The organism is Tahibacter sp. (genome assembly GCF_035481375.1).
GTDB lineage: Bacteria > Pseudomonadota > Gammaproteobacteria > Xanthomonadales > Rhodanobacteraceae > Tahibacter.
This window is the reverse complement of record NZ_DATIGT010000010.1, coordinates 1-3,583: the sequence shown is the minus strand read 5'-3', so window position 1 is coordinate 3,583 and position 3,583 is coordinate 1. Positions and strand designations below refer to the sequence as shown.

Annotated in this window: 3 protein-coding genes and 1 pseudogene; 2 read left to right on the top strand and 2 right to left on the bottom strand. The window is 72.9% G+C overall.

Annotated features, from left to right (window positions below; all coding sequences use genetic code 11):
* Positions 1–687: pseudogene (locus tag VLF18_RS00520) on the bottom strand (hypothetical protein); the annotation flags it as partial.
* Between the two features lie 200 nt (positions 688–887).
* On the opposite strand from VLF18_RS00520, the gene VLF18_RS00515 reads away from it, so the two are divergent.
* Positions 888–2,078, top strand: coding sequence for a hypothetical protein (locus VLF18_RS00515; protein WP_325277654.1), 1,191 nt, complete (start codon positions 888–890; stop codon positions 2,076–2,078).
* On the opposite strand, the gene VLF18_RS00510 is transcribed toward VLF18_RS00515, so the two are convergent.
* A complete protein-coding gene (locus VLF18_RS00510; protein WP_325277653.1) occupies positions 2,030–2,983 on the bottom strand; it encodes a LysR family transcriptional regulator in 954 nt (317 codons plus the stop codon). The two genes, VLF18_RS00515 and VLF18_RS00510, sit on opposite strands and share 49 nt — an antisense overlap.
* A gap of 118 nt (positions 2,984–3,101) precedes the next feature.
* On the opposite strand from VLF18_RS00510, the gene VLF18_RS00505 reads away from it, so the two are divergent.
* Positions 3,102–3,583: alcohol dehydrogenase catalytic domain-containing protein (locus VLF18_RS00505; RefSeq protein WP_325277652.1), on the top strand; the 482-nt coding region annotated here is incomplete at its 3' end.

Below are 3,583 nucleotides of genomic sequence, written 5' to 3'. Positions count from 1 at the left end.
GGTGTTGACGGCGCGCGCGAGCCGGCCGAGTTCATCGTGCTCGTGGTTCTCGGGCACCTTGACCGACGCGGTTTCCGGCGACAGCGCGTCGCTGTCGGCCAGTTCGTCGACGAGGTGTTCGATCGGCCGGGTCAGCACGCGATTGACGACCGCGAGCAGCACGAGGCCGAGCAGCACGGCCCAGGCCAGGCCGACGCCGAACACGAGCCCGGTGCGCGACAGGAAATTGCGCCCGCGCACGTAGGTGTCGATGCCGACGCTGAGTTCGCCGAGCACGGCCCCGTTGCGCGGATCGATCAGCACTTCGCGATAGTCGCGCTGCGCGCCGAACAGCCGGTCGCTGATGCCGCGCCACGGACTGCGCGCGAGTTCGCCCTGGCGCTGCGCGAGCACGGTCGCCGGCAGCATGCGGATCTCGGCGCGATAGACGCCGGGGTAGGCAGCGAGACCTTCGAGCACCTGGCCGGCGAGTTCGCTGTCGATCTCGTAGACCGACTCCGTTGCGGCGCGCTTGAGCGTGGTCAGCGCGAGATGGCCGGCGCGGTCGAGTTCGTCGCTGTTGCTGCGCGCGTCGGCGAGCACCTGCAGCAGCGAAAGCGCACCGCCGATCAGCAGGGTGCTCAGCAGCACGATGCGCGTCAGGCGTGTACTCAGACGATCTCGGCGCGGCGGACGTTCGACTTCCACGCGGGCAACCTGCAGGGCGGGCGAACGCCAGTGTAGCCGACTCGTCGGCGATCGCCGCACCGCGGCGGCGCCCGGCGGCACCGCACGCACTGCGACTGCGCGCCCGCGCACGCTTGCGCTACGCTTCGGCCAACCCAGCCGCCGCCGCTCCGATGCGCGAAGTCCCCGAATCCCGTATCAATTTTCCGGTTTTGCTTTTCGTGATTGCGCTGCATGCGGTGGTGGCCGCCTATGCGATGCAGGCGCCGGCGCCGCGCTTCGAACCGCCGACGCGCCACGGCGCGTCGGCTCCGCCGGAGCCGGCGCCGGCGGCAACACCGGCGACGCCGCAGATCCAGCCTGGTCGCGACAACGACGCAACACCGCTCGACGCGGACGCCGCGATCGACGATCCGCGCCGCGCGTTCTCGCCGCAGCAGATGCAACGCAATCAGGCCGCAGCCGCGCAGGCGCAGGACCGGCGCCGCCTTGGGCCGCTCGCAGCGCAGACCGCAACGTCCGCGCAATGGCCCGCGGCACTCGCGCAGCGTTTGCGCGCCGGCGACGGCGGCGCGGCCGGCGCGGCAGCCGAGCTGCACGACGACTGCGACGAACTCGGCGGCGCGCCGCCGCCGGCGACCGTGTTCGACGAAGCGCTCGTGCACGGCCTCGATGCGAGCATGCAGGCTTTGGTCCGCTCCGAATTCGAAGCGCGCGTGCAGCGACTGGCCGAACGGCATCGGCGCTGCGCAGCCTGGCGCGCGGCGCGCGACGACCTGGCCGCGGCGCGCCGCGACTACGCCGCGCGCGCCGATGCCGATGCGTTCGAGAAACTGCGCACGCGGCAGCAGCTCGATCCGCCGACGCCCAGCCTGCTCGAACGCCTGCGCCGCGAACTGCGCGCGCTCTGGGAGAGCCAGTCGCAGAGCCGCGTCGGCCGCGCGCTCGCGCTGCAGCTGCTCAATGACGACAACGAGGCCGGCGACCGGCTGGGCCTGCAGCTGCTGCTGCAGCTCGCCGAACGCGACGACACGCAGGTCGAGTTCGTGGCATCGGTGCTGAGCCAGGGCTACGGCCGGCTGCCGCCGCAGCCGGATCTCGCGCCGCAGTGGCAGCAGCGCGCGGCGGAACTCGGCGCCGACGCCGCGATCGACGCGCAGCTCGCATCGGCCGCGCCGGCCCAGGCCTGGGCCTGGCGCGCGTGGCGCGTCTGGCTCAACGCACACGGCTGCTATGTCGACGCGCCGCGCGCGCAGGACGCCGTGCTCGCCGCCGATCTGCGCGCACTGCAGCAGCTCGACGGCGCGCTGTCGCCGGGCGCGCGTGCGGAAGCCGGCCGGGTCTATCTCGAACGCACGCAGCGCTACGGCGATCGTGCGCGCGCCGTGCGCGACTGCGCGACGGACGGCTGAGCGGGCGGCAGCGGCAGCGCGGCGAAGCGCGCGGCCAGCAGGTCGCGCAGCGCGCGGACGGCCGGGCTCAGCAGCCGCCGGTCGGCGCAGACCAGGTGCAGCGGCGCCGCCTCGCCACGCCAATCCGGCAACAGCACGTCCAATCGTCCGGCGGCGACGTCGCCGCCGACATCGAGCCACGACTTGTAGGCGATGCCGCGGCCGGCAATGGCCCAGCGGCGCACCGCATCGCCGTCGTCGCTCGTGCGGTCGCCGTCGACCGCGACGACCGTGTCGCCTGCCGCGCCATGGAAGCGCCAGCGCGCGTGCACGTCGTCGCTCAGCAGGAAGCGCAGGCAATTGTGATCGCGCAGTTCCTGCGGATGGGCCGGACGGCCGTGCTGCGCGAGATAGCCGGGCGACGCGACCGCGACGCGCCGGTTCTGCGGCACGAGCGGCAGCGCGACCAGCGCCGAATCCGCGGGCGCGCCATAGCGCAGCGCGACGTCGACCGGCTGGCGATAGACGTCGGCGAGCCGGTCGGTGACCTGCACGCGCAGCCGCAGCGCGGGGTGCTGCAGCAGGAATTCGTCGAGCCAGCCGAGCACGAGCCCGCGGCCGAGATCCGACGGCAGCGACAGCTGCAGGCTGCCGCGCAGTGCCTGCGCGTCGCCACGCAGCGCCTGCTCTCCTTCGCTCAGGGCCTGCAGCGCGACGCGGCAGTGCGCGAGAAAGCGCTCGCCGTCCGGCGTCAGGCGCAGGCTGCGCGTGGAGCGCACGAACAGCCGCGTCTGCAGTTCGGCCTCGAGCCGCTTGATCGCCGCGCTCGCGGCGGCCGGACTCAGTTCGAGGCTGCGCGCCGCGGCCGAGAAACTGCCGCCGTCGGCGGCCCGCACGAAGAGCTCCAGTTCGCCCAGCGCTTTCATGACTGCGCCCCGATTTTCAAGCAATGGTTGAAACTGATTCGGTTTCTGCCGTGTTTTTCGGCAATCGTCAATCGCGCAGGATGCGCGGTAACCCGTCACCCGAGGACAGCGCACCGCCATGAAAGCCATCGCCTACCGCGCCAATCTCCCGATCGACAGCGACGACGCGCTCGTCGACATCGAGCTGCCCGAACCCGAGCCGGGTCCGCACGACCTGCTCGTCGACGTGCGGGCGGTGTCGGTGAATCCCGTCGACACGAAGCTGCGCCGGCACGCGCCGCCGGCCGACGGCCCGCGCGTGCTCGGCTTCGACGCGGCCGGCACGGTCCGCGCGGTCGGCAGCGCGGTCTCGCTGTTCAAGCCGGGCGACCGGGTCTGGTACGCCGGATCGATCGCGCGCGCCGGCTCCAACGCGGAACGCCAGCTCGTCGACGAACGCATCGTCGGACGCCTGCCCGCGACGCTCGCGTTCGCCCAGGCCGCGGCGCTGCCGCTGACCGCGATCACGGCCTGGGAATTGCTGTTCGACCGCCTGCAGGTATCGCGCGACGGCGACGGCGTGCTGCTCGTGATCGGCGCGGCCGGCGGCGTGGGCTCGAT

Excerpts from the sequence above, each read along its gene's own strand:
- VLF18_RS00510 (WP_325277653.1), bottom strand. The coding sequence starts at position 2,983 with ATGAAAGCGCTGGGCGAACTGGAGCTCTTCGTGCGGGCCGCCGACGGC.